19 protein-coding genes are annotated in these 22,845 nt (G+C 72.6%); 10 read left to right on the forward strand and 9 right to left on the reverse strand.

All coding sequences use genetic code 11. The annotated features are described in order from the left end of the window. The first annotated feature begins 432 nt into the window (after window positions 1–432). Window positions 433–1,950, forward strand: coding sequence for a L,D-transpeptidase family protein (locus ACQKQD_RS08330; protein WP_427508061.1), 1,518 nt, complete (start codon window positions 433–435; stop codon window positions 1,948–1,950). Window positions 1,951–1,954: 4 nt separating this feature from the next. Here the strand turns inward: ACQKQD_RS08330 and ACQKQD_RS08335 are convergent, their stop codons facing one another. The 9 genes from ACQKQD_RS08335 to ACQKQD_RS08375 all read right to left on the reverse strand — a co-directional run bounded on the left by ACQKQD_RS08335 (window position 1,955) and on the right by ACQKQD_RS08375 (window position 10,941). Then, the gene (locus ACQKQD_RS08335) at window positions 1,955–2,128 is read right to left on the reverse strand and encodes a YqaE/Pmp3 family membrane protein (protein ID WP_012318839.1); all 174 of its coding nucleotides are present in this window, start codon (window positions 2,126–2,128) and stop codon (window positions 1,955–1,957) included. Window positions 2,129–2,252: 124 nt separating this feature from the next. Next, window positions 2,253–3,869 carry a cytochrome c gene (locus ACQKQD_RS08340; RefSeq protein WP_427508062.1) on the reverse strand — a complete coding sequence of 539 codons (1,617 nt, stop codon included), beginning with the start codon at window positions 3,867–3,869 and terminating at the stop codon, window positions 2,253–2,255. Window positions 3,870–3,890: 21 nt separating this feature from the next. Continuing rightward, window positions 3,891–4,274: a hypothetical protein gene (locus tag ACQKQD_RS08345; protein ID WP_091980233.1), complete on the reverse strand. Its 384-nt coding sequence runs from the start codon at window positions 4,272–4,274 to the stop codon at window positions 3,891–3,893. Next, window positions 4,274–4,771 (reverse strand): TspO/MBR family protein, encoded by a 498-nt coding sequence (locus ACQKQD_RS08350; protein WP_427508063.1) that lies wholly within the window; start codon window positions 4,769–4,771, stop codon window positions 4,274–4,276. Before ACQKQD_RS08350 ends, ACQKQD_RS08345 begins: the two co-directional genes overlap by 1 nt. After that, window positions 4,768–5,994 carry a geranylgeranyl diphosphate reductase gene (locus ACQKQD_RS08355; protein ID WP_427508064.1) on the reverse strand — a complete coding sequence of 409 codons (1,227 nt, stop codon included), beginning with the start codon at window positions 5,992–5,994 and terminating at the stop codon, window positions 4,768–4,770. The genes ACQKQD_RS08350 and ACQKQD_RS08355 overlap by 4 nt, the downstream gene beginning before the upstream one ends. A gap of 4 nt (window positions 5,995–5,998) precedes the next feature. Further along, window positions 5,999–7,330 carry a BCD family MFS transporter gene (locus ACQKQD_RS08360; RefSeq protein WP_091682497.1) on the reverse strand — a complete coding sequence of 444 codons (1,332 nt, stop codon included), beginning with the start codon at window positions 7,328–7,330 and terminating at the stop codon, window positions 5,999–6,001. Continuing rightward, window positions 7,330–8,214, reverse strand: coding sequence for a chlorophyll synthase ChlG (gene chlG, locus ACQKQD_RS08365; RefSeq protein WP_091682495.1), 885 nt, complete (start codon window positions 8,212–8,214; stop codon window positions 7,330–7,332). The genes ACQKQD_RS08360 and chlG overlap by 1 nt, the downstream gene beginning before the upstream one ends. Window positions 8,215–8,575: 361 nt before the next feature. Further along, window positions 8,576–10,021: a transcriptional regulator PpsR gene (gene ppsR, locus ACQKQD_RS08370; RefSeq protein ID WP_020095246.1), complete on the reverse strand. Its 1,446-nt coding sequence runs from the start codon at window positions 10,019–10,021 to the stop codon at window positions 8,576–8,578. 29 nt (window positions 10,022–10,050) lie between these two features. Beyond that, entirely contained in the window at window positions 10,051–10,941 is an 891-nt protein-coding gene (locus ACQKQD_RS08375) for a cobalamin B12-binding domain-containing protein (RefSeq protein ID WP_427508065.1), read from the reverse strand. Between the two features lie 317 nt (window positions 10,942–11,258). Between ACQKQD_RS08375 and bchF the strand changes: the two genes are divergently transcribed. The 9 genes from bchF to puhB are packed head-to-tail and all read left to right on the forward strand — an operon-like array spanning window position 11,259 to window position 22,837. Beyond that, window positions 11,259–11,765: a 2-vinyl bacteriochlorophyllide hydratase gene (gene bchF / locus ACQKQD_RS08380; RefSeq protein ID WP_020095248.1), complete on the forward strand. Its 507-nt coding sequence runs from the start codon at window positions 11,259–11,261 to the stop codon at window positions 11,763–11,765. Next, window positions 11,762–13,036, forward strand: coding sequence for a ferredoxin:protochlorophyllide reductase (ATP-dependent) subunit N (locus ACQKQD_RS08385; RefSeq protein WP_427508066.1), 1,275 nt, complete (start codon window positions 11,762–11,764; stop codon window positions 13,034–13,036). The genes bchF and ACQKQD_RS08385 overlap by 4 nt, the downstream gene beginning before the upstream one ends. Before the next feature lie 4 nt (window positions 13,037–13,040). Further along, the gene (gene bchB / locus ACQKQD_RS08390; protein ID WP_100252030.1) at window positions 13,041–14,633 is read left to right on the forward strand and encodes a ferredoxin:protochlorophyllide reductase (ATP-dependent) subunit B; all 1,593 of its coding nucleotides are present in this window, start codon (window positions 13,041–13,043) and stop codon (window positions 14,631–14,633) included. Then, window positions 14,608–18,312: a magnesium chelatase subunit H gene (locus ACQKQD_RS08395; protein WP_427508067.1), complete on the forward strand. Its 3,705-nt coding sequence runs from the start codon at window positions 14,608–14,610 to the stop codon at window positions 18,310–18,312. Before bchB ends, ACQKQD_RS08395 begins: the two co-directional genes overlap by 26 nt. Next, window positions 18,309–19,202 carry a ferredoxin:protochlorophyllide reductase (ATP-dependent) iron-sulfur ATP-binding protein gene (gene bchL, locus ACQKQD_RS08400; protein ID WP_020095252.1) on the forward strand — a complete coding sequence of 298 codons (894 nt, stop codon included), beginning with the start codon at window positions 18,309–18,311 and terminating at the stop codon, window positions 19,200–19,202. Before ACQKQD_RS08395 ends, bchL begins: the two co-directional genes overlap by 4 nt. 16 nt (window positions 19,203–19,218) lie before the next feature. Continuing rightward, window positions 19,219–19,968 (forward strand): magnesium protoporphyrin IX methyltransferase, encoded by a 750-nt coding sequence (gene bchM / locus ACQKQD_RS08405; protein ID WP_427508068.1) that lies wholly within the window; start codon window positions 19,219–19,221, stop codon window positions 19,966–19,968. Next, on the forward strand, window positions 19,965–21,392 hold the full coding sequence (locus tag ACQKQD_RS08410) for a BCD family MFS transporter (protein WP_020095254.1): 1,428 nt from the start codon (window positions 19,965–19,967) through the stop codon (window positions 21,390–21,392). The genes bchM and ACQKQD_RS08410 overlap by 4 nt, the downstream gene beginning before the upstream one ends. An 18-nt stretch (window positions 21,393–21,410) precedes the next feature. After that, on the forward strand, window positions 21,411–22,190 hold the full coding sequence (gene puhA, locus ACQKQD_RS08415) for a photosynthetic reaction center subunit H (RefSeq protein ID WP_020095255.1): 780 nt from the start codon (window positions 21,411–21,413) through the stop codon (window positions 22,188–22,190). After that, the gene (gene puhB, locus ACQKQD_RS08420) at window positions 22,187–22,837 is read left to right on the forward strand and encodes a photosynthetic complex putative assembly protein PuhB (protein WP_100252033.1); all 651 of its coding nucleotides are present in this window, start codon (window positions 22,187–22,189) and stop codon (window positions 22,835–22,837) included. Before puhA ends, puhB begins: the two co-directional genes overlap by 4 nt. Window positions 22,838–22,845 lie beyond the last annotated feature (8 nt).

The raw sequence follows: 22,845 nt of genomic DNA on the forward strand, positions 1-22,845 counted from the left end.
TCGCGTGTTCGAGCCGTCCGGGTCGATCGGCCGAATCCGGATGGCAGCCTCCGCGAACGTGGCGCCTTCATCCCGCCGAGGCAAGCAGCTCAAAGTTGGGCGCCCGGCGCGGTCGCACGCGTCCGCTCCGCCAGGGAGTCCACGGGTCCGCGCACCGGGCCGGCAGGCCGGACCGCGGGCGGGACCGCGCACGAGCACAGCATGGATCGCCGCGCGGCCCTGCGGCTCGAACGGCGCCGTCCCGCGACCCCGCCGCGGCGGCCTGTGGATAGGGCGCATTCGCCGGCTCTCCACACCCGAGAACAATCCAGTGTTGCAGCCGGGTCCTTGCGGTAAGGAAGGCGCAAGCTTAACGAGCCTATTGGGTTGGGGAGTGGCACCCGACGCGGCCAGCAAGGCCCGCGGGCGCGCGTAAGACGATCGAGGTTCCCCATGACGGCGCGTCTCGCGACCGCGCGACTGCTGGCGGCGGCGTCCCTGCTGGCCCTGTCGCTCGCCGCCTGCCAGGACGGTTCCGGGATCAACGGCCCGAGCGCGCGCAGCCTCGCGCCGATCGCCCCCCAGACCGTCGCGTTGATGCAGTCCAAGGGGATGCAGCCCTCCGACCCGATCCTGATCCGCACCTTCAAGAAGGAGGCGGAGATGGAGATCTGGAAGCGGGGGAGCGACGGCCGCTACGCCCTCCTGAAGACCTACCCGATCTGCCGCTGGTCCGGCCAGCTCGGGCCGAAGACCCGCGAGGGCGACCGGCAGGCGCCCGAGGGCTTCTACACGATCACCCCGGGCCTGATGAACCCGAACTCGTCGTACTACCTCTCGTTCGACACGGGCTTCCCGAACGCCGTCGACCGGGCCAACGGGCGCACCGGCAAGTACCTGATGGTGCACGGCACCTGCTCGTCGGCGGGCTGCTTCGCCATGACCGACGCCACCATCGCGGAGATCTACGCCGTCGCCCGCGACGCGTTCATCGGCGGCCAGCGCAGCTTCCAGTTCCAGTCCTACCCGTTCCGGATGACGGCCGAGAACATGGCCAAGTTCCGCAACGACCCGAACATCGCCTTCTGGCAGAACCTCAAGGAGGGGTCCGACTATTTCGAGGCCCTGCACGAGGAGCCGAAGATCGGCCAGTGCGGGACCAAGTACGTGTTCGGCGGGGCCGACGCGGCCGCCGGCTCGTGCAAGCCGCGGGTCGACCCGCTGGTCGCCGAGAAGAGCGCGCGCGACACGCACGCGGTCGCCGACCTCGTCGCCAAGGGCACGCCGGCGGTGCGGGTCGTGTACCAGGACGGCGGCCAGAACCCGGTCTTCCGCCCGCAGAACGCCAGCGCCTTCGCGAGCCTCGGCGGCACCGAGACGGTCCTGCCCTACGACGCCAAGGAGTACGGCCGTCACAATCTCGGCGACGTGAGCCGGCCCGAGACCCTGGCGGCCGGCCCGCAGGAGATCGAGCTCGCGCCGAAGGGCCAGCCCACGATGCTGGCCGGCGCCGAGCCGGCGGCCGCGACCCGCGCCGCGAAGGCCGGCGGCAAGGGGCACGGGCGCGAGCCGGCGGCGCCCGCCACGCCCACGACACTGATGGCGAACCGCGCCGATCCCGGCGCGCAGGTCGAGACCACGGCGGCCCTGCCCGACAAGCCCGCCCGCATCGCGGTGGCGGACGCGGACGGCGATGCGAGCAGCTACCAGAAGCTGTTCGGCCAGCTCTTCGCCAAGGACAAGCCGGCCCCGGCGGCGCCCGCGGCCCCGGCGGTCGCCGCCGCGGTCGTGCCCGCGGCGGCGCCGGAGCCGGCGAAGGTCGCCCACGCCGCCGAGACGGTCGCGCCGAAGGCCGCCAGGGCCCACGCGGTGAAGACCGCGAAGGTCGAGGGCAAGGGTGAGTCGAAGGCCGACGCGAAGGCGGAGAAGCCCGCCCTCCGGAAGGGCGAGCCCGAGGGCCGGAAGCCCTGACGGCTCAGACCAGCGGCCGGTCGCGGTTCATCAGCCACAGGGCGTGGACCGTGCCGGGCAGCCAGCCCAGGATCCACAGCAGGATGTTCAGCAGGAACTGAAGGCCGAAGCCCGTGGTGACGAGCACGGCGATCGGCGGGAAGAAGATCGCGAGCAGGATGCGGACGAGGCTGGACACGGGGACTCCGGGCGTGAGGTCGGCACGTCCCGGCTCCAACGAAACACGGTTTTATCCGTTCCGCCCGATCTGACCCTGAACCGGCCCCGAAGACCCCGGCAGGCCGGGCCGCGGGGGCGGCGCCTCAGTTCTTCGCCGGCGGCGTGGTGGCGGAGGGGACGTTGGCGGCCTGCTTCTCCGGGTGCTTCACCTGGCTGTAGGCGACGTTCGCGAAGGTGCCGATCACCGCGGGCCAGCTCGGGTTGCCGTATTGCGGGTCGTCGCGGCCGACCTTGCAGAAGGCCGTGGTCAGGCCGTTGACGATGTCGTCGTCGGTGACCCCGGTCGGCTCCGCCTTCACCTGCTGCACCAGCCGGGCGAGGGTCGGGACGAAGTCCTGCTGCTTCAGGCCCTTCAGGCTCGCCTGCAGCCCGATCTTGTCGAAGGCGGCCTTGAGCTTGTCCTGCTCGATCTCCGCGCAGGGCGCCGTGCCGGCCAGCATGGTCTTGGTGGCGGCGCGCGCCTCCGAGGCCTTCTCGCCGGTCACGACCGGCGCCTTGTTGCCCCAGGAATTGCGGATGTAGTCGGTGACGTTCCTCACCTCGACGTCGGTCATCTGCTGGCCGATCGCCACCATCGGGGCGAGCCCGCTCTGGGCGCCGAGCCCGCCGTAGATCACCCGCAGCACCGTCTCGGGGCCCTCGGACTGGACCGAGGTGTTGCCGGCGAGCGCCGGGACCGCGCCCTCGATGCCCTTGCCGTCGGGCTGGTGGCAGGAGGAGCAGTAGGTCAGGTAGGTGGAGGCGCCGGGCGCGTCGGGCGTGTCGAAGGCCGTGAGGTCCTTCGGCTTGTAGGTCTGCTTGGCCGGCACGGTGCGCAGGTACGCCACCATGGCCTTCAGGTCCTCCTCCTTCACCTTGGAGAGGGATTCCATGATGGTCTGGCGCATCGGCCCGGCGGCGACGCCCGGCCGGTCGCCCGGGGCGGTGCCGGTCTTGAGGTAGGTCACCACCTGCTCGTCGGTCCAGGCGCCGATGCCCTGGTGGCCGTCCGGGGTGATGTTGGGGGCGTACCAGCCGTCGATCACGCCGCCGCCGAACCGGCCCGCGAAGCTCGAGTTGCCGACGAGCTTGTTCTCGTTGTGGCACATGGCGCAGTGGCCGAGCCCCTCCACGAGGTAGCCGCCGCGGTTCACCTCGGCGCTGGCCTTCGGGTCGGGCTTGAAGCGCTCCTCGGTGAAGAAGGCCGTCCGCCACGTCACCAGCGCCGTGCGGACGCTGAACGGGAACGGGATCTGGCTCTCCTTCCGCTTCTCGTTCACGGCCGGGACCGACTGGAGATAGGCCCAGATCGCCTTGGTGTCCTCGTCGGTGACCTTGGTGAACCACGCGAACGGGAAGGCCGGGTACAGGTAGCCGACGTTCTTGCTGTAGCCGTGCCGGAACGCCTGGTCGAAGTCGGCATAGCTCCAGTTGCCGAGGCCCGTCTCCTTGTCGGGGGTGAGGTTGGGGGTCATGATCACGCCGAAGGGCATGTTCAGCGCGTAGTTGCCGGCGAGGTACTTGCCGCCCGGCGCCGTGTGGCAGGCCGCGCAGTCGCCCATCGTCACAAGGTACTTGCCGCGCTCGATCTGGTCGGCCGAGCCGTCCTGCGCCAGCGCCGTCGCGGCCAGGAGCAGGCCCGCGAGGAAGGGGGCGGCCCGCATCGGGGCCAGCCGCGTCGGGGCCGCGCGGCCGGAGGAGAGGGCTCTCGTGCGCTGCATGCCGCGTCTCCCATCCCGATTTTAGAGCTGTTTGAAACTTGTGACGCGCGTGAACGCGGCCGTCGCGGGCGTTGTTCCGGCCGGCGCCGCGCTGCGGCGTTGTGCCGTGGCCGCCCGGACCCGCAGGCCGAGGTCGGCGAGATGGGCGACGAGCCCGGCGAGCATCCACCCGGCGACCGCGACCCAGCCGGCCCCCACGAGCGCCGCCCGCAGGGCCAGCATCAGCGCGGCGCCGGAGGCGAGGTTGGCCAGCAGGGACGGCAGCGGCGGGCCGCCCCGGCGGGCGAGCCACGCGAGGGCGAGCGCCTCCAGGGCGACGAGCAGCAGGATCCCGTCGACGATCCGGCCCGACGCGAAGGCGGGGCCGAGGACCGGGTCGAGGACCGGGTCGAGGAGCGCCCCCATCAGGCGGGCTCCGCGAACGGCCCGTTGAGGCGGACGATCCGCAGGTTCAGGCAGGCGGCGACGCTGACCCAGGCGAGGTAGGGCAGGTTCATGAGCCCCGCCGCGCCCGAGACCCGGCCGGTCACCAGCACCAGCACGGCGATGGACAGCCACAGGACCGCGACCTCGGCCAGCGCCCAGTCGGGCCGGCGGAACCGGAAGAACAGCACGCTCCAGGCGATGTTGAGCACCCCGTTCACCGCGTAGGCGGCCAGCAGGACGCCCCGGGCGACGGGGTCGGCGTCGCCGTTCCAGGCCAGCACGCCGGCCGTGGTGGTGAGCGCGAAGATCACCGCCCAGACCGGGCCGAAGGCCCAGTCCGGCGGCTTCCAGGCCGGGACCCGCAGGCGCAGGTACCACGTGTCCGTCGTGGTCGCGACGCCGCCGGCCACCGCCACCAGCACGGCCGCGACCGCCGCCACAACGGGCGGCCCCAGATCGGCGGCGGCGAGGCTCACGGCGAGACCCAGCGGAACAGGTGCGCGAGGTCCTTGAAGAAGATCCGCGCGTGGGCGGCCGGCTTCGCGCGGACCAGCTCCTTGTTCATGTAGCTGTCCCAGGTGAGCTGCTGGACGTCCTTGTCCCGGCAGATCGAGACGAAGCGCTCGCGCAGGCCGTCGCTGCGGTACCAGACCCACTGCATCATCCCGAGGATCCAGAACACGCGCCCGTGCAGCTTCATGAACTGCTTCCGCGCGCCCGCGAGGGCGCGCGCGTCCCCGGTCCGCAGGAAGGCGGCGGCGGCCTCGGCCGACAGCCGGCCGCCGAGCATCGCGTAGTAGATCCCCTCGCCGGAGGCCGGCGCGACGACGCCCGCGGCGTCGCCCGCGAGCAGCACGTCCCGGCCGTTGTCCCAGCGCTTCAGGGGCTTCAGCGGCAGCGGCGCCCCCTCGCGGCGGACGGTCTCGGCGTGGTCGAGGCCGGTGGCGGCGCGCAGGGCCCGGATCGAGGAGCGCAGCGAGAACCCCTTCCGCGCGCTGCCGGTGCCGATGCTCAGCGTGTCCCCGTGGGGGAAGATCCAGCTGTAGAAGTCCGGCGAGTGGCGGCCCTGGTAGTAGACGTCGCAGCGGGTGGCGTCGACCGACCCGGCCCCGGGGGCGCCGGCCTCCGGGACCCGCAGGATCTCGTGATAGGCGAAGACCTGCCGCATCCTGGCGTGGCCCGGCACCTCCGCGCGGCCGACCGGCGAGCAGGCGCCGTCGGCGCCGAGGACGAGGCGGGCCCGGACGGCGTGGCGGGCGAGGCCGGCCCCCGCGCCGGTGGTGAAGTGGACCAGCGGCAGCCCGTCGTCGGGCCGGGTGATCCGGTCGTAGGCCGCCGCGCGCAGGTCGGCGCCGGCCGCCGCGGCCCGCTCGCGCAGCCACGGGTCGAAGTGCTCGCGGTCGACCATGCCGACGAAGCCCTCGCCCACCGGCATGTCGACGGCCTTGCCGCTCGGCGCCACCATCCGGGCGGACCGGATCTTCGCCACCAGGAGCGCGTCCGGGATCGCGAAGTCCCGGATCAGCCGGGGCGGGATCGCGCCGCCGCAGGGCTTGATCCGGCCGGGCTTGTCGAGGAGCAGCACCGCGTGGCCGGCCCGGGCGAGGTCGGTCGCCGCCGTGGCGCCCGCCGGCCCGCCGCCGACCACGACGACGTCGTAGCTGTCGCGGCCGGGGCCGCCATCATCCAACCGGGCCATGGCCTCACCTCGCGCTGAAGGCAGGATCGAGCGGCACCGTGTCGGGTGCCGGAGCGGGTTCGAGCCGCGCCGCCAGGACGACCGCGACGAGGAACAGCAGCCCTTCCGCGGCGAAGACCGCCGCGTAGGCCTGGACGGGTTCGGCGGTGACCAGCCGGACGGCGTCGACCGCCACGGCCCCGAGGAAGCCGCCGGCCCCGAAGGCGACGCCCTGCGCGGCGCCCCAGACGCCCATGCGGGTTCCGCGCTCCCGCGCGTCGCCGCGGCCGGCGAGCGCCATCATCGAGCCGATGGCGGCGACCGCGTAGGCGCCGTTGGCCACCCCGAGGGCGAAGACCGTCGCGCGCAGGGGGAAGTCCGATCCCGCCGCCGCGCCGCTCGCCAGGGCGAAGAGGGCGGCGGCCGAGCCGGCGCAGCCGATCCCGATCCAGAGCCGCAGGGAGGCGAGGACGGTGCCGCGGGCGAGGAGCGTCACCGCCGCCACCAGCAGCATGCCGGCGAGCACGCCGCCGTGCTGGAGGCCGGCGAGCTTGGTGGTGGCGCCGGGGCTCATCGCGAAGACGAGGCCGGCATAGGGCTCCAGGATCAGCTCCTGGGCGCTGTAGGCCAGCATCGACACGAAGACGAAGATCGTGAAGGTCCGGCTCACGGGGTCGGCCAGCACGTGGGCCAGCACGGTGAAGAACGGGCGGCGCGCCTCCGCGGGCTCGGGCGCCCGGACCGGCAGGCGGCGCTCGACGCCGGCGACCGCGAGCGCCGCCACGCAGAAGGCGACGAGCGAGACCGTGCCCGACACCGCCACGAGGCGCGGGCCGGAGAACGGGTCGAGGAAGTGCCCGGCGAGCGGCGCCGTGACGGCGAAGCCGACGATCATCATCACCCAGACGACGGTGGCGGCCGCGCCCCGCCGGGCCGGCGCGACGCCGCCCGAGAGCAGGACGAGGAGGGAGGTCCCGGCCGCGCCGACGCCCATGCCGACGCACAGGAACGAGAGGGCGGCGAGCGCCAGCCCCAGGGCGAGGCTCTCGGCCGCCAGCGCGGTGCCGCAGGCGGCGCCGAACCCGCCGAGGCAGAGGGCCGCCATGCCGCCGACGATCCAGGGGGTGCGCCGGCCGCTGCGGTCGGAGCCGTAGCCCCAGCGCGGGCGCAGGACCTGCACGGCGTAGTGCAGGGCGACCAGCAGGCCCGGCACGAGGGCGGGCAGCGCCAATTCCACCACCATGACCCGGTTGAGGGTGGCGGTCATCAGCACGACGACGCTGCCCAGCGCGGTCTGGACGAGGCCGAGGCGGACGATCTGGGGCCAGCCGAGGCCCGTGCCGGGGTCCGGTGCCATCACGCCCCTCCCACCAGCGGGCGCAGCGCGAAGGCCGAGACCAGCATGCCGAGGACGTAGAGGGTGGTGCCGGTGCCGTTGTACCAGATCGCCCGCTCCCGGGGATTCTCCAGGAACCGGGCCATCAGGGCGAACTGCCCGGCGAGCAGCGCGGCGACGAGGCCGGCGTGCCAGTAGCGCTCCCAGCCGACGAGGAGCGCGATCACCGCCACCTGCGGCAGGGCCATGACCAGGCAGGCGAAGCGCGCGGCGCGCTCGGAGCCCATCTGCACCGGCAGCGACAGCAGCCCCATCCGGCGGTCGCCCTCCACGGACTTGAAGTCGTTGAGGGTCATGATGCCGTGGGCCCCGGCCGCGTAGAGCAGCGCCACCAGGAGCACCCGCCGGTCGGGCAGGGCGGCGGCCATGACGGCGGCGCCGGTGAACCAGGGCAGCCCCTCGTAGCAGAGCGCCACCGCGGCGTTGCCCCACCAGCCGTTCCGCTTCAGCCGCACCGGCGGCGCCGAGTAGATCCAGGCCAGGACCAGCCCGAACAGCGCAGCCCCGAGGATCCAGGGCCCGAGCGCGGCGGCCACCGCCAGCGACAGCGCCGTCCAGGCGAGCGCGAGGTAGAGCCCCCAGCGGCCCGGGATCCGCCCGGAGGGGATCGGCCGGTTCGGCTCGTTGATCGCGTCGACGTGGCGGTCGAACCAGTCGTTGGCGGCCTGGCTGGTGGCGCAGACCAGCGGGCCGGCCAGCAGGATGCCGGCGGCGATCACCGGCCACTGGCCGCTGGCCGGCTGGCCCGAGGAGATCACCCCGCAGGCGAAGGCCCACATCGGCGCGAACCACGTGAGCGGCTTCAGCAGCTCGATGACTGCGCTCGGGGCGGGCGTAGCGGTCATGACGGGAGGCTACCGGCGCCCGGCGGGGTGTCAAGCCAGATTTACACCGCGCGCCAGCATGTGCGCGACGTTTGTCGAATAAATACAGCGGCGGACCAGAAATACATTATCCGGAACACCGAAAAACCGTGCCGGCGGGACCGCCCGCGCGGGCGCTTTCCGGCGCTCCGGCGGCGCCCCGGGCGCTCCCGGCGCCCCCCGTCCGCGAGGACGATTCCAGGATCTTCGAGGCCTTCGGTGCCGGGATCCGAGGGGGTCCAGCGGGCCCCGCCGCGCGCACCTTCGGGGGATGGGAAAGGATGGGATGGGATGGGATTGGATGGGACGGGTCCCGCCGCGCCCGGAGGCCGCGCCCGGATCCTCAGATGTCCTCGACCGGGCCGTCCAGGTCGCCGACGCCGTAGCGCCGCATCTTGGCGTAGAGGCCCTGCCGGCTCAGGCCGAGCATCTCGGCCGCCGAGGCCCGGTTGTCCCGGGTGATCCGCAGCGCCGCCTCGATGCAGAGCTTCTCGATCAGGTCGGTCGTCTCGCGCACCAGGGTCTTCATCGAGACCCGGCCGACCAGCTCGGTCATCTGCTCCACCGAGCGGGGCACCTCCCGCCCGACCCCGGGGCGCCCTTCGGCGATCCGCCGCGGGCCCGACCGGATGGCGAAGCCCAGGCAGGGGCGGGCGCCGGCCACCGACACGGCGGCGACCTCCACGTCCTCCATGCCGCCGTAGGCGCCGCGGACGACGGTGGCGAAGCGGCGCACGGCGCCGTGGTCGACGAGGGTCGCGAACAGCGCCTGCGCCTCGGTCTCGTCGCGGCCGAGCCAGTGGTCGAGGGTGCGCCCGCGGGCCTGGCCCACCGTGGCGAGCTGCGCCAGCTCCAGGAAGGCGGCGTTGGCCATGAGGATCCGCCGCGCCGAATCGGTGACCACGAAGCCCTCCGGCATCGCCTCGATCACCGCGGCGGTGGGCGCCTCCTGGTCGGGCCCGGGCGCCGCCGTCGCCGGGTCGGCGACCAGCTGCAGCAGCGCGCTCGCGCCGCCCTCGCCCCGGAACAGCGAGGCCGAGACCGTGACCTCCCCGCGCCCGTGCTGCAGCGCCGCCCGGATCTCGCCCGCCTGCCCGGTCGCCCGCAGGGCGGCGAACTGCGCCTCCAGGGCCCGGGTGCTGGCGGGGTCGAACAGCTCGACGGCGTCCTGCCCGGCGATGCGCTTGGCCGGGCGCCCGAGGAGGCGCGCCGCGGCCGGGTTGGCCTCGGCCACCCGGCGCGTGCCGGCATCGACCACCAGCACCGGCTCGCCGGAGATCTGGAACAGGAGCCGGTAGCGGGTCTCGGCGGCGCGGAGCCGGTCGTAGTCCCGCTCCAGGGCCTGCTGGGTCTCCACCAGCCGGCGCTGCAGGGCGGCCACCGCCCGCATGTCGCGCCCGAGCACGAGGATCGGGCCGCCCTCCGAGGGCCGGATCGACGCGTAGCGGATCGGCAGGTCGGCGCCGTCGGGCGAGGGGTGGTTCACCTGGCGCCAGCGGGTGATGCCGTCGGCCCCGGCGTCCCGCAGCAGGGCGTCGACCTTCGGGCGGCTCTCCACCGTGACGGTGTCGATCCAGCGCCGGCCCAGCCAGCCCGCCACGGTCTCGGCCGCGAGGTCGGCGCCGACCGTGGCGTCCCGAATCACGCCGTCCGCGTCGATCACCAGGGAGAGGTCCGCGGACGCCGCGACGATGCGCCCGACCGCCTCGCCCTGGAGGAGGCCGGCCACCTGCTGCAGGGCCGCGGGCGGCGACTGCGGGGAGGGGCGGGGCTGAGGGGTCACGGTCACCGCAATGTGATAGTCGGTTGGAGGCCCTTTCAGCAGGCCAAGGCCTGTCTGTCCAGCAAAGCTTCGGCCGCGGCGGGCGCGAGGCACGCGTCCGACGCGCAGGCATCCGCCCCGACGATCCCCGCCTCGCCGCCGTGGCGCGCGAAGAAGGGGCCGCCGACCAGCACCCGGACGTCCCGGTTGCGCGAGACCCGGCGCACCTCCGCCACCGTCGCCGTCAGGACCGGCAGCAGGACGTCGCAGGAGAGCGACAGGCCGACCACGTCGAACCAGTCGGACCGGAGCAGGTCCAGGGGGTCGACCCCCGGCCCGGGCACCGCGGTGGTCACGTCCCAGCCGGCCTCCCGGAAGAAGCTCGCGACCAGCGACAGGCCGAACACGTGGGTCTCGCCCGGGCAGGGCAGCAGCAGGACGCTACGCCCGTTGGCCGGGACCGATTCGCTCTCCAGCTCGGCGCAGAGGCGGCGGCTCACGGTGTGGAGCCGCCCGAGGGCCTCGGTCACCGCCAGGAAGTCGCAGGCATCCTCCTCCCAGAGGGCGCCGAGGTGCCGGGCGGCCGGGGCGAGCAGGTCGAGGAGCAGGCGCGGGAGCGGCAGGCCGCCGTCGCGCAGGGCGTCCACGCGGGCGTCGAGGTCGACCGGGCCGGAGGCCAGGAGCAGGGCGCTGAAGTCGGCGATCTCCCGCGCGCTCGGCGCCCGGTCCGCCGGGACGGCGCGGCCGGCGGGCCGGTGGGCCAGCATCAGGCGGGGCAGGATCTCCGCCTCGACGACCTTGGCGAGCGCGTCGGGCACGGGCCGGTGCAGGTCGGGCCAGCCGAGGGCCGCGTCGCGGAACACGGGGAGCCCGTCGCTCACGGGGCTGCAGCCGGCCGCGGACGGACCGTGATCCAGACGGCCACCGAAATGCCTCCAGTTTCCCATCGGCATCCTCCCTGAGACGGCCCCGTCCCGGACGGGCCGGCGGATCCGCTCGCGCGCTCGGTGTGGCGTTGCTCGCCCGTCTATTCTTCGTGTCCGTCAGTTCCTGAGTCTGACAAGCCGAACGGCAGCAATCTCTGCCGCCACGGCCGACGATACGCTTCCTGACGATCTTGGCAATGATCTTATTCGAAGAAAAAATATCCCTGCCACTGTCATGCCGTGAAAGCGTCAAGCGCACTTGACACTTCCCGGACCCCCGCCCTAGCCTCTGTCAACGACGGAGCCTGAGGCGCCGCCGACGACCAGGGAGCGGATGCATGGGTCCCGAGGACCGGCCGGCACGACCGCTCTACACGCCCGCCGAACGGCGCCGGCGCGATTCGTCGCTCTGGACCGTGGTCCAGGGAGTGCTGGCGCCCCTCCAGTTCGCGATCTTCCTGGTGAGCCTCGTCCTGGTGCTGCGCGCCCTGGCCACCGACGACGGCCTGCGCGCGGCCGAGATCTCGGTCGTCGTGAAGACCCTGGCCCTCTACGCGATCATGGTCACCGGCTCGATCTGGGAGAAGGTCGTGTTCGGGCGGTGGCTCTTCGCGCCTGCCTTCTTCTGGGAGGACGTGGTCAGCATGCTGGTGCTGGCTCTCCACACCGCCTACCTCGCGGCCCTCGCCACGGGCGCGCTCAGGGGTCAGGCGCTGCTGCTCCTCGCGCTGGCGGCCTACGCGACCTACGTGATCAACGCGGCCCAGTTCCTCCTGAAGCTCCGGGCCGCGCGCATGGAGAGTGCCGGAAGTCGCGCGCCGCGCCTCGCGGAGGCGCTGCCGTGAACGCTCCCTTGCTTCATCAGCCACCCTGCGGCGGCATCGAGCTCCGCCAGGAGCAGGGTCAGCGGGCCGTGTTCTGCGGGCTGACCGGCATCGTCTGGCTGCACCGGAAGATCCAGGATGCCTTCTTCCTGGTGGTCGGCTCGCGCACCTGCGCGCACCTGATCCAGTCCGCCGCCGGCGTGATGATCTTCGCCGAGCCGCGCTTCGCCACGGCGATCATCGACGAGCGCGACCTCGCCGGCCTCGCCGACGCCAACGAGGAGCTCGACCGGGTGGTGACCCGGCTGATCGAGCGCCGGCCGGACATCAAGCTCCTGTTCCTCGTGGGCTCATGCCCGTCGGAAGTGATCAAGCTCGACCTGTCCCGGGCGGCCCAGCGCCTGTCGGGACGGCTCGCCCCCGTACGGGTGCTGAACTACTCGGGTTCCGGCATCGAGACGACCTTCACGCAAGGGGAGGATGCCTGCCTCGCCGCCCTCGTGCCCGACCTGCCCCGCGAGGCCGAGACGGCGGTCCCTTCGCTCCTCGTGGTCGGGGCGCTGGCCGACGTGGTGGAGGATCAGTTTCTCCGGCTCTTCGCCGCGATGGGGATCGCGGATGTCCGGTTCCTGCCCGCCCGCCGGGCGAACGCGATGCCGGCTGTTGGGCGCAACACCCGCTATCTGCTGGCCCAGCCCTTCCTGACCGACACGGCCCGGGCCCTCGACGAGCGTGGCGCCTGCCGGCTGCCCGCGCCGTTCCCTCTGGGCGCCGAAGGTACCACCGGCTGGCTTCGGGCAGCCGCCGAGGCGTTTGGCGTCTCCGAGGCCGCCTTCGAACAGGCCACGGAAGCGGGCCGCGCCCGCGCCGAGACCGCGCTCGCCCCCCACCGCGAGAGGCTCGGCGGCAAGCGCGTGTTCTTCTTCCCCGATTCGCAGCTGGAGGTTCCGCTCGCCCGCTTCCTCGCCCGGGAGCTCGGCGCGGACCTCGTGGAGGTCGGGACGCCGTACCTGCACCGGGGGCATCTCGCCGCCGAAATCGAGCTGCTGCCCAAAGGCACGCGGGTGACGGAGGGCCAGAGCCTCGACGACCAGATGGACCGCTGCCGGGCGGAACGGCCGGATCTCACGGTCTGCGGCCTCGGTCTCGCCAATCCCCTGGAGGCGGAGGGGCTGTCGACCAAGTGGTCGATCGAGCTGCTGTTCACGCCCGTGCAGGGCTACGAGCAGGCCGGCGACCTCGCGGAGCTGTTCGTGCGCCCGCTCCGCCGCCGCGCCCTGCTGGAGGTGTAGAGCCATGCAGCTCACGCTCTGGACCTACGAGGGTCCGCCTCACATCGGCGCGATGCGCGTCGCCACGGCGATGTCCGGGCTGCACTACGTGCTGCACGCGCCGCAGGGCGACACCTACGCCGACCTGCTGTTCACGATGATCGAGCGGCGGGACGCCCGCCCGCCCGTCACCTACACGACCTTCCGCGCCCAGGATCTCGGCCGCGACACCGCCGAGCTGTTCAAGCAGGCGGTCTCGGCCGCCCACGCGCGGTTTCAGCCCCAGGCGATGATCGTCGGCGCCTCCTGCACCGCCGAGCTGATCCAGGACGATCCGGGCGGCCTCGCCAAGGCCCTCGACCTGCCGATCCCGGTGATCCCACTGGAATTGCCCGCCTACCAGAAGAAGGAGAACTGGGGCGCGTCGGAGACCTTCTACCGCCTCGTCCGGGCGCTCGCCGGTCCGCCCGCCCCGCATCCGGCGCGCGAACCCGGGCAGCGTCCGCTCTGCAACATCCTGGGACCGACGGCGCTGGGCTTCCGCCACCGGGACGACCTGATCGAGATCCGCCGGCTGCTCGATTCGCTCGGCATCGCCGTGAATGTCGTGGCCCCGCTGGGGGCCACGCCCGCCGATCTCGGCCGGCTCCGGGAGGCCGATTTCAACGTCGTGCTCTACCCCGAGACCGCCCGGTCGGCCGCGGACTACCTGAAGAAGAGTTTCGGGCAGCCGTTCACGCAGACCGTCCCGATCGGCGTCGGCGGCACCCGCCGGTTCGTCGAGGAGGTTGCGAGCCTCGCCGGGATCGACCCGGCACCGGTGCTCGACGGCCCCGGCTCGCGGCTGCCCTGGTACTCCCGCTCGGTCGATTCGACGTATCTCACGGCCAAGCGCGTCTTCGTGTTCGGCGACGCGACCCACGCCATCGGCATCGCCCGGGTCGCCGCCAAGGAACTCGGCTTCACCGTCGTGGGACTGGGCACCTACGGCCGCGAATTCGCCCGCGAGGTCCGCGCCGAGGCCGCCGAGCACGGTATCGAGGCGCTGATCACCGACGATTACCTCGACGTCGAGGCGGCGATCCGCGCGGCCGCGCCAGAACTGGTGCTCGGCACCCAGATGGAGCGCCACGTCGCGAAGCGGCTCGGCATCCCCTGCGCGGTGATCTCCGCGCCGGTGCACGTCCAGGACTTCCCGGCCCGCTACGCCCCGCAGATGGGGTTCGAGGGCGCCAACGTCCTGTTCGACACCCTGGTCCATCCGCTGATGATGGGCCTCGAAGAGCACCTCCTCGGCATGTTCCGGGAGGATCCCGAATTCCACGACGGCGTCGGCCCCTCGCATCTCGGCGGCAAGTCCTACGGGACTCCGGCGGACGGGGCGTTCGAGGCCGCGGAACGGGCGCCGGCCGACACCCCTCCGACGCCGGCGCCCGTTCCGATTCTTCTGGACCGGGCCGCAGCGTGGTCGCCCGAGGCCGAGAAGGAACTCAAGAAGATCCCGTTCTTCGTGCGGGGCAAGGCGCGCACCAACACCGAGACCTTCGCCCGGGAGCGGCATCTGCCGCTCATCACCGTCGAGACCCTCTACGATGCCAAAGCGCATTTCGGCCGATAGGCCGCCGATCCGCATCGTCATCGTCACGCTCGACAATCACTTGGCGAGCGCGGTGGAACGGGCGCGCCTGCGCCTCCGGACCGAGATGCCCGAGCTGGTTCTGGGCTTCCACGCGGCGGCCGAATGGGACAACGACCCCGCGACCCTGGAGGCCTGCCGGGCCGACATCGCGCAGGCCGACATCGTGCTCTCGGCCATGCTGTTCATGGACGAGCACGTGCGGGCGATCCTGCCGGCGCTGGCGGCGCGGCGCGACGCCTGCGACGCGATGGTCGGCTGCCTCTCGGCCGGCGAGGTGGTGAAGACCACGAAGCTCGGCCGCTTCGACATGAGCGGCACCAAGCGCAGCGCCCTCGACTTCCTCAAGAAGCTGCGCGGCAAGCCGGGCCAGCAGGGCAATGCCGGACGGCAGATGGCCCTGGTGCGCAAGCTGCCGAAGATCCTGCGCTTCATCCCGGGCTCGGCCCAGGACGTGCGCGCCTATTTCCTCACCCTGCAATACTGGCTCGCGGGCTCGGACGAGAACGTCGCCGCGCTGGTGCGCTTCCTCGTGCACCGCTACGCGGCTGGCGAGCGGGCCGCCTGGCGTGACGGCCCGGCGGCGCCCGCACCCCTCGACTACCCCGAGACCGGCCTCTACCACCCGCGCCTGCCCGGCCGGATCGGCGCCGACCCGTCACAGCTGCCCCGCCTCGCGGGCGCGAAGGGCCGCGTCGGCCTCTTGGTGATGCGCAGCTACGTGCTCGCCGGCAACACCGCCCATTACGACGGGGTGATCGCCGCCCTGGAGGCGCAGGGCCTCGACGTCGTGCCGGCCTTCGCCAGCGGCCTCGACAACCGCCCAGCGGTGAATTCCTTCTTTATGAAGGACGGTCGCGCCTGCATCGACGCGCTGGTCTCGCTCACCGGCTTCTCCCTGGTCGGCGGCCCCGCCTACAACGACGCCGCCGCGGCCGAACTGATGCTGGCCCGGCTCGACGTGCCCTACCTCGCCGCCCAGGCGCTGGAATTCCAGACCCTGGAGCAGTGGGAGGCGGGCGACCGCGGCCTGTCGCCGGTCGAGGCGACCATGATGGTCGCTATCCCCGAACTCGACGGCGCCACCGCCCCGATGGTGTTCGGCGGACGGTCCTCCGCTTCCGGCAGCGACAACGCCCGGGACATGCGGGTCCATCCCGAGCGGGCGGCCCGCCTCGCCGAGCGGGTCGCACGTCTGGTCTCCCTCCGCCGGACCGCGAGGGCCGAGCGGAAGCTCGCCGTGGTGCTGTTCAACTTCCCGCCCAATGCCGGCGCCACCGGCACGGCCGCGTTCCTGTCGGTCTACGCCTCGCTGCTCAACACCCTGAAGGGCTTAGCGGCGGACGGCTACACGGTCGAGATCCCGGAAGACGTCGATGCCCTGCGCGCGGCGATCTTGGAGGGCAATACCAAACGCTACGGCACCCAGGCCAACGTCCACGCCCGCATCCCGGCCGAGGATCATCTGCGCCGCGAGCCCTACCTCGCCGAGATCGAGGCCCAGTGGGGCCCGGCGCCCGGCCGCCACCAGACCAACGGCGCCGAGATCTTTGTCCTCGGCGCGCAGTTCGGCAACGTCTTCGTCGGGGTCCAGCCGGCCTTCGGCTACGAGGGCGATCCGATGCGGCTGCTGTTCGAGCGCGGCTTCGCGCCGACCCACGCGTTCTCGGCCTTCTACCGCTACCTGCGCGAGGATTTTTCCGCCGACGCCGTGCTGCATTTCGGCACCCACGGGGCGCTCGAATTCATGCCCGGCAAGCAGACCGGCCTGTCCGAGGCCTGCTGGCCGGAGCGGCTGATCGGGGCGCTGCCCAACGTCTACCTCTACGCGGCCAACAACCCCTCGGAAGGGACGCTCGCCAAGCGCCGGTCGGCCGCGACGCTGGTGAGCTACCTCACCCCGAGCCTCGCGGCTGCCGGGCTCTACCGTGGGCTGATCGACCTGAAGAGCTCGATCGAGCGCTGGCGCGGCCTCGGCCCCGAGGCGGCGGGCGAGCGCGAGACCCTGGCCCGCCTGATCCAGGATCAGGGCGCGGCGGTCGACCTCGTGGCGGCCGATCCGGCCTGGAGCGGCGATCTGGAGGCGCGGGTCTCCGGCCTCTGGACCGCGCTGCAGGAGCTGGAGCAGACCCTGATCCCGCACGGGTTGCACGTGGTCGGGCAAGGGACGCCGGAAGAGGAGCGGGTCGATCTGCTCCTGGCGCTCGCCGAGTCGGCGCATGGCGTGAAGCCGGAGCGGGCCGGCATCGAAGCGCTCGTCGCCGGCCGGGGCATCGAGGCGGCGCTCAAGGCCTCCGGCCTCTCCGCCGACGAGACCAACCGCGAGACACTCAAGAACCTCGCCGAGACCGACCGGCTGCTGTCCCGCGACCATGAAGTTCCGGCGCTGCTGCGGGCGCTCGACGGCCGCTTCGTGCCGCCGGTGGCGGGCGGCGACATCCTGCGCAACCCGGCCGTGCTGCCGACCGGCCGCAACCTCCACGGCTTCGACCCCTACCGCCTGCCCTCGGCCTTCGCGGTGGCGGACGGCGCCCGGCAGGTCGCCCGGATCCTCGAGCGCTTCGCCGCCGACGGAAAGCCCTGCCCGGAGAGCGTCGCGCTGGTCCTGTGGGGCACCGACAACCTCAAGAGCGAGGGCGGCCCGATCGCCCAGGCGCTCGCGCTGATCGGCGCGGCACCCTGCTTCGACGGCTACGGCCGCCTGAGCGGCGCCGAGTTGATCCCGCTGGAGACCCTCGGCCGCCCGCGCATCGACGCGGTGGTCACCCTCTCCGGCATCTTCCGCGATCTCCTGCCCCTGCAGACGAAGCTCCTGGCGGAAGCCTCCTATCTCGCCGCCACCGCCGACGAGCCCCTGGAGCAGAACTACGTCCGCAAGCACGCCCTCGCCATCCAGGCCGAGCAGGGCTGCGACCTGGAGACGGCGGCGCTCCGGGTCTTCTCCAACGCCGAGGGCGCCTACGGGGCCAACGTCAACCACCTCGTCGATTCGGGGAACTGGGACGACGACGCGGAACTCTGCGAGACCTTCTCGCGCCGCAAGAGTTTTGCGTATGGCCGCACCGGCCGCCCGGCGCCGCAGCGCGCCCTGATGCAGGCGGTGCTGGCCTCCGTCGACATGGCCTACCAGAATCTCGACTCGGTCGAGGTCGGCGTCACCTCCGTCGATCACTACTTCGACGGGCTCGGCGGCATGGGCCGGGCGGTGGCCCGGGCCAAGGGCGAGTCGGTGCCGATCTACATCAGCGACCAGACCCGCGGGGAGGGGCGCGTCCGCTCCCTGGAGGAGCAGGTGGCGCTGGAGACGCGCACCCGGATGCTCAACCCGAAATGGTACGAGGGCCTGCTCGGCCACGGCTACGAGGGCGTCCGCCAGATCGAGACGCATCTCACCAACACGGTCGGCTGGTCGGCCACCGCCAACGCGGTCCAGCCCTGGATCTACGAGCGGATCACCGAGACCTACGTCCTCGACAAGGACATGCGCGAGCGCATGGCCGCCTTGAACCCCACCGCCTCCGCCAAGGTCGCCCAAAGGCTGATCGAGGCGCACCGCCGCGGCTTCTGGACCCCCGACGCAGAGATGCGCGACGCCCTCGACCGGGCCGAGGAGGAGCTGGAGGACCGCCTGGAAGGCGTCACCGCAGGAGTGGCCGCATGAACATCGCGATCCGCAATCCCGTCGTCGCCCGGAAGGAGGAGGGGAGCCTTCAGGTCGCCCTCGACCCCGACCTGAAGATCGAGACCGCCAAGGTCTTCGCGGTCTACGGCAAGGGCGGGATCGGCAAGTCGACCACCTCGTCGAACCTGTCGGTGGCGTTCTCGAAGCTCGGCAAGCGGGTGCTGCAGATCGGCTGCGACCCGAAGCACGACTCGACCTTCACGCTGACCAAGCGCCTCGCCCCCACGGTGATCGACGCCCTGGAGGCGGTGAACTTCCACTCGGAGGAGCTGCGCGTCGAGGATTTCGTGGTCGAGGGCTACAACGGCGTGATGTGCGTCGAGGCCGGCGGCCCGCCCGCCGGCACCGGCTGCGGCGGCTACGTGGTCGGCCAGACCGTGAAGCTCCTCAAGGAGCACCACCTCCTGGAGGACACCGACGTCGTCGTGTTCGACGTGCTCGGCGACGTGGTCTGCGGCGGCTTCGCCTCGCCGCTCCAGCACGCCGACCGGGCACTGATCGTCACCGCCAACGACTTCGACTCGATCTTCGCGATGAACCGGATCGTCGCGGCGATCCACGCCAAGTCCAAGAACTACGGCGTGCGGCTCGGCGGCGTCATCGCCAACCGCTCGGCCAAGACCGACGAGATCGACCGGTTCAACGACGCGGTCGGCCTGAAGCGCCTCGCCCACTTCCCCGACCTCGACGTGGTCCGGCGCTCGCGGCTCAAGAAGTCGACCCTGTTCGAGATGGATTCCTCGCCCGAGCTCGACGCCGTGACCGCCGAGTACATGCGGCTCGCCGAGACGCTCTGGGCCGGGGGCGAGCCCTGCGAGGCGATCCCCATGAAGGACCGCGACCTGTTCGAGTTCCTCGGTTTCGATTGAGTCTGGAGTTCGACCGATGGCCAGCGCCAGCTACGACGCCCGCCGGGGCGAGCTGACCACCTACTTCGACCGCACCGCGGTCGAGGCGTGGTCCCGCCTGACCTCGGACGCCCCGGTGAGCCGGATCCGCGCCACCGTGCGGGCCGGGCGCGACGCCATGCGGGCGACGCTGCTCTCCTGGCTCCCGGCCGACATGACGGGCTCACGCCTGCTCGATGCCGGCTGCGGCACCGGCGCGCTCAGCGTCGAGGCTGCGCGGCGGGGCGCCGAGGTGGTGGCGATCGACGTCTCGCCGACGCTGATCGGGCTGGCGCAGGAGCGGCTGCCGGCGATCGCGGGCGCGGGGCGCATCGACTTCCGGGTGGGCGACATGCTCGATCCGGCGCTCGGCCGGTTCGACCACGTCGTGGCGATGGATTCGCTGATCCACTACCGCGCCGCCGACATCGCCCGGGCGCTGGCGGTGCTGGGCGCGCGCACGGACGGCTCGGTGCTGTTCACCGTAGCGCCGCGCACGGCGCTCCTGACGGTGATGCACGCGGCCGGGAAGTTCTTCCCGCGCGGCGATCGCTCGCCCGCCATCGTGCCGGTGACCGAGGGCGGGCTGCGGCGGCGGATCGCCTCGGAGAGGGCCCTCGACGGCTTCGCCTGGGCGCGGTCGCACCGGATCAACAGCGGATTCTACCTGTCGAACGCGGTGGCGCTGACGCGCACCCTGCCTCGCCGCGCGGATGGTCGGCCAATGACACCCGGGGCGCGACCATGACCCCCGCCCGCAAGCTCACCGAGGCCCTGATGCGCCTCGGCCCGGCGCTGCTTCCCTTCGCGGACGCCGCCACTGCCGAGCTGCCGCTGGGGCGGCTGCTCCGCCTCGCCCTGTTCCAGGTCACCGTCGGCATGGCCGCGGTGCTGCTGATCGGCACCCTCAACCGGGTGATGATCGTCGAGCTCGGCGTTCCGGCCTGGATCGTCGCGATGATGCTGGCGCTGCCGCTGGTCTTCGCGCCCCTGCGGGCGCTGGTCGGCTTCCGCTCGGACACCCACCGCTCGGTGCTGGGCTGGCGGCGCGTCCCCTACATCTGGTTCGGCACGCTGCTCCAGTTCGGCGGCCTCGCGATCATGCCGTTCGCCCTGCTGATCCTGTCGGGCGACACGACCGGGCCGCTCTGGGTCGGCAACCTCGCGGCGGCGCTCGCCTTCCTGCTGGTCGGCGCGGGCCTGCACACGACCCAGACCGTCGGGCTGGCGCTCGCCACCGACCTCGCCCCGGCGCACGCGCGCCCGAAGGTGGTGGCGCTGCTCTGCGCGGCGCTCCTGTTCGGCATGATGGCGAGCGCGGTGCTGTTCGGCCTGTTCCTCGCCCATTTCTCACCCGTCCGGCTGATCCAGGTGATCCAGGGCGCGGCGCTGGTCACGATCATCCTCAACGGGTTCGCCCTCTGGAAGCAGGAGCCCCGCGATCCGAACCGGACGCGGACGGCACCGCAGCGCGACTTCCGGTCCTCCTGGCAGGCCTATGCAGGGCAGGGCACCGCCAGGCGACGCCTCGTGGCGATCGGCCTCGGCACGGCGGGCTTCTCGATGCAGGACATCCTGCTCGAACCCTACGGCGGTCAGATCCTGCACCTCTCGGTGGCGGCCACCACGGCGCTGACCGCGCTGCTGGCTGCCGGAGGCGGGCTCGGCCTGCTGGTCGCGGCGCGCTGGCTCGGGCGCGGGGGCGACCCGTTCCGCGTCTCCGCGGTGGGCGTCGGGATCGGGATCCTGGCCTTCTCGGCGGTGGTCTTCGCCGCCCCGCTCGCCTCGGCCGACCTGTTCGCCGCGGGCGTGAGCCTGATCGGCCTCGGCGGCGGCCTGTTCGCCCACGGCACGCTCACCGCCTCGATGAACCGCGCCGGCCCCGAGGATACCGGGCTCGCCCTCGGTGCCTGGGGCGCCGTGCAGGCGACCGCGGCCGGCCTCTCGATCGCGGCGAGCGGCCTCGTGCGCGACGTCGGCGGCGCCATCGCCCAGTCGGGGGTGCTCGGCGAGGGCATGAACGAGCCCGCCATCGGCTACCTCATCGTCTACCACATCGAGATCGCCCTGCTGTTCGCGGCGCTGCTCGCGCTCGGACCGCTGGTGCGTGAGGACGCCCGGATACGAGTTCGAGACAGCATCACCGACGGCCTCGCCGGCCGCACAGCCTGAGACTTGGGGAGGACAGCCATGCCAACCGGCGCACTTACGGGTTACGTCGACGTCGCCCAGGTCGTACTCTACGCGTTCTTCCTCTTCTTCGCGGGGCTGGTCTTCTGGCTGCGCCGGGAGGACCGGCGCGAGGGCTACCCGCTGGAGAACGAGACGGTCGGCCGCCGCAAGGCGGACGACCCGATCCTGATCCCCCGGTCCAAGGCGTTCCATCTGCCGGGCGGCGAGACGACCTACGCGCCGCAGGCGGTTCATGGCCGGGACGACATCGAGACCGGGATCCCGGCTCGCAAGGTCGAACCCTGGCCGGGCGCCCCCTACGAGCGCACGGAGACGTCGCTCCAGGCCGGCGTCGGCCCGGGCTCCTGGGTGCTGCGGCACGACGTGCACGACCGGACCTGGGACGACGAGATCCGCATCGTGCCCCTGCGGGTGGCGAAGAACTTCGTCATCCACGAGGACGGCCCGAACCCGATCGGCATGACGGTGTTCGGCACCGACAACGCGGTCGCGGGCGTGATCAGCGACGTCTGGGTCGACCGCGGCGAGTCGCTGATCCGCTACTACGAGGTCGAGCTCCCGACGGGCGGGCGCCGGCTGATGCCGACCACATTCTGCCGGGCCGGCGGCTTCACCAAGACGGTGACGACCGAGGCTCTGCTCGCGAGCCAGTTCGCCGACATTCCCAGCACCCGCGACCCCGACAGCGTGACCTTCCTGGAGGAGGAGCGGATCATCTCGTATTTCGGCGCCGGCACGCTCTACGCGACGCCGGCCCGGGCGGAGCCCCTGATATGAGCGGCGACTTCCTCCCCGAGGGCACCCTGCGGGGTCTGCCCGGCCCGCTGCCGGCGGGCGAGCGCATCCTCTGGCAGGGTGCGCCGACGACCGCGGGCCTGCTGGTCCGGGTGTTCCACGCCCGCTTGGTGATCGCGTGGTTCTCGGTCTGCGCCGTGGCCTTCGGCCTCACGGCGGGCTCGCCCGCGGCGGCGATCAAGGTGGTGGCGCCGACCCTGGTGATCGGCGCCGGCGCCGTCGCGCTGCTCTGGCTGCTCGCCTGGCTCACCCACCGGACGACGCTCTACACGGTGACCAACCGCCGCGTCGTGCTGCAGGCCGGCATCGCCCTGCCGGTGACCCACAACCTGCCCTTCGCGCAGATCGAGACGGCGGCCCTGCGGGCCTTCACGGATGGCAGCGGCGACCTGCCGCTGCGGTTGCGGCCGGGCCTCCGGATCGCCTACCTTCACATCTGGCCGCATGTCCGGCCCTGGCATCTCGCCCGGACCGAGCCCATGCTGCGCTCGGTGCCGGACGCGGACGCCGCGGCGGCGCTGCTGGCACGCGCCCTCGAGGCCCATGCCGACGGCACCGCGCCGCCGGTTCGGGTGGCGCGTCTCGGCCGAGCGGACGAGAATCCCGGCTGCCTCGTCGCGGCCGAATAGGGAGGGGC

Origin of the sequence: Methylobacterium sp. NPDC080182, from assembly GCF_050281105.1 — a bacterium.
Lineage (GTDB): Bacteria > Pseudomonadota > Alphaproteobacteria > Rhizobiales > Beijerinckiaceae > Methylobacterium.

Bases quoted from the DNA above. Each gene is read 5' to 3' on its own strand.
- bchL (WP_020095252.1), top strand. From the start codon at position 18,309: ATGAACATCGCGATCCGCAATCCCGTCGTCGCCCGGAAGGAGGAGGGG.
- ACQKQD_RS08410 (WP_020095254.1), top strand. From the start codon at position 19,965: ATGACCCCCGCCCGCAAGCTCACCGAGGCCCTGATGCGCCTCGGCCCG.
- ACQKQD_RS08345 (WP_091980233.1), bottom strand. From the start codon at position 4,274: ATGGGGGCGCTCCTCGACCCGGTCCTCGACCCGGTCCTCGGCCCCGCC.
- bchM (WP_427508068.1), top strand. From the start codon at position 19,219: ATGGCCAGCGCCAGCTACGACGCCCGCCGGGGCGAGCTGACCACCTAC.
- chlG (WP_091682495.1), bottom strand. From the start codon at position 8,214: ATGACCGCTACGCCCGCCCCGAGCGCAGTCATCGAGCTGCTGAAGCCG.
- ACQKQD_RS08360 (WP_091682497.1), bottom strand. From the start codon at position 7,330: ATGGCACCGGACCCCGGCACGGGCCTCGGCTGGCCCCAGATCGTCCGC.
- bchF (WP_020095248.1), top strand. From the start codon at position 11,259: ATGGGTCCCGAGGACCGGCCGGCACGACCGCTCTACACGCCCGCCGAA.
- ACQKQD_RS08355 (WP_427508064.1), bottom strand. From the start codon at position 5,994: ATGGCCCGGTTGGATGATGGCGGCCCCGGCCGCGACAGCTACGACGTC.
- ACQKQD_RS08395 (WP_427508067.1), top strand. From the start codon at position 14,608: ATGCCAAAGCGCATTTCGGCCGATAGGCCGCCGATCCGCATCGTCATC.
- bchB (WP_100252030.1), top strand. From the start codon at position 13,041: ATGCAGCTCACGCTCTGGACCTACGAGGGTCCGCCTCACATCGGCGCG.
- puhB (WP_100252033.1), top strand. From the start codon at position 22,187: ATGAGCGGCGACTTCCTCCCCGAGGGCACCCTGCGGGGTCTGCCCGGC.
- ACQKQD_RS08330 (WP_427508061.1), top strand. From the start codon at position 433: ATGACGGCGCGTCTCGCGACCGCGCGACTGCTGGCGGCGGCGTCCCTG.
- ACQKQD_RS08375 (WP_427508065.1), bottom strand. From the start codon at position 10,941: ATGGGAAACTGGAGGCATTTCGGTGGCCGTCTGGATCACGGTCCGTCC.
- ACQKQD_RS08340 (WP_427508062.1), bottom strand. From the start codon at position 3,869: ATGCAGCGCACGAGAGCCCTCTCCTCCGGCCGCGCGGCCCCGACGCGG.
- puhA (WP_020095255.1), top strand. From the start codon at position 21,411: ATGCCAACCGGCGCACTTACGGGTTACGTCGACGTCGCCCAGGTCGTA.